This window comes from Rhizobium sp. 2YAF20 (genome assembly GCF_052114685.1).
Taxonomy (GTDB): Bacteria; Pseudomonadota; Alphaproteobacteria; order Rhizobiales; family Rhizobiaceae; genus Rhizobium.
On sequence record NZ_JBFRFF010000118.1, the window covers coordinates 1 to 1,478 of the forward strand.

The 1,478-nt window shown below is 61.8% G+C and carries 2 protein-coding genes; both read left to right on the forward strand.

From position 1 onward, the window contains the following. Nucleotides 1-646: 4Fe-4S dicluster domain-containing protein (locus AB4Z52_RS36165; RefSeq protein ID WP_442222606.1), on the forward strand; the 646-nt coding region annotated here is incomplete at its 5' end. 27 nt (nucleotides 647-673) lie between these two features. After that, on the forward strand, nucleotides 674-1,478 hold an 805-nt coding region (locus AB4Z52_RS36170; protein ID WP_442222607.1), incomplete at its 3' end, for an alcohol dehydrogenase catalytic domain-containing protein.

Consider the following 1,478-nt stretch of genomic DNA (forward strand, 5'->3'; position numbering starts at 1 on the left):
GGGTTCGCACAACGCCGTACTGTCGGGAATGCTGGCCGCCGACAAGATCGCCGCGGCGATCGCTGCCGGTCGAGCCAATGACGAGGTCGTCGAAATCGAGAACGAATGGCGCGCCACCGATATCGGCAAGGATCTGAAGCGCGTGCGCAACGTCAAGCCGCTCTGGTCGAAGTTCGGCACGGCGATCGGCGTGGCGCTCGGCGGGCTCGACATGTGGACCAACACGCTGCTCGGCTTCTCCTTCTTCGGAACGCTAAGGCACGGCAAGACCGACGCCGCCTCGCTGGAGCCGGCATCGATGCACAGACGCATCGATTATCCCCGCCCGGACGGCGTCTTGACCTTCGATCGTCTGTCCTCGGTGTTCCTGTCAAACACCAACCACGAGGAAAACGAGCCGGTCCACCTGCACGTCAAGGACATGGCGCTGCAGAAGTCTTCCGAGCACGACATCTATGCCGGCCCGTCGACCCGCTACTGTCCGGCCGGCGTCTACGAGTGGGTGGAGAAGAACGGCGAGGAGATCTTCGTCATCAACGCCCAGAACTGCGTCCACTGCAAGACCTGCGACATCAAGGACCCCAACCAGAACATCAACTGGGTCCCGCCACAGGGCGGCGAGGGGCCGGTCTATCCGAATATGTGAAGCCAGCGAATATTGGAAGGAAAACAAATGGACGTTCGCGCCGCCGTTGCCGTTCAGGCAGGAAAACCGCTGGAGATCATGACGGTGCAACTCGAAGGCCCTCGTGCCGGTGAAGTGCTGATCGAGGTCAAGGCGACCGGGATCTGCCACACCGATGACTTCACCCTGTCCGGTGCCGATCCCGAAGGGCTTTTCCCGGCCATTCTCGGCCATGAGGGTGCCGGCATCGTCGTTGACGTCGGCCCCGGCGTCACCTCCGTCAAGAAGGGCGATCACGTCATTCCGCTCTACACGCCGGAATGCCGCCAGTGCCCGTCCTGCCTGTCGCGCAAGACCAACCTGTGCACCGCGATCCGTTCGACCCAGGGTCAGGGCGTCATGCCAGACGGCACCTCGCGCTTCTCGATCGGCAAGGACAAGATCCACCACTATATGGGCTGCTCGACCTTTGCCAATTACACCGTTCTGCCGGAGATCGCCGTTGCCAAGGTCAATCCTGACGCGCCGTTCGACAAGATCTGCTACATCGGCTGCGGCGTCACCACCGGGATCGGCGCCGTCATCAATACTGCCAAAGTCGAGATGGGCGCGACGGCGATCGTCTTCGGTCTCGGCGGTATCGGCCTCAATGTCATTCAGGGGCTGCAGCTTGCCGGCGCCGACATGATCATCGGCGTCGATCTCAACAACGACAAGAAGGCCTGGGGCGAGCGCTTCGGCATGACGCATTTCGTCAACCCGAAGGAAGTCGGCGACGACATCGTTGCCTATCTCGTCAACATGACCAAGCGCGGTGCCGATCAGATCGGCGGGGCTGACTATACCTTCGACT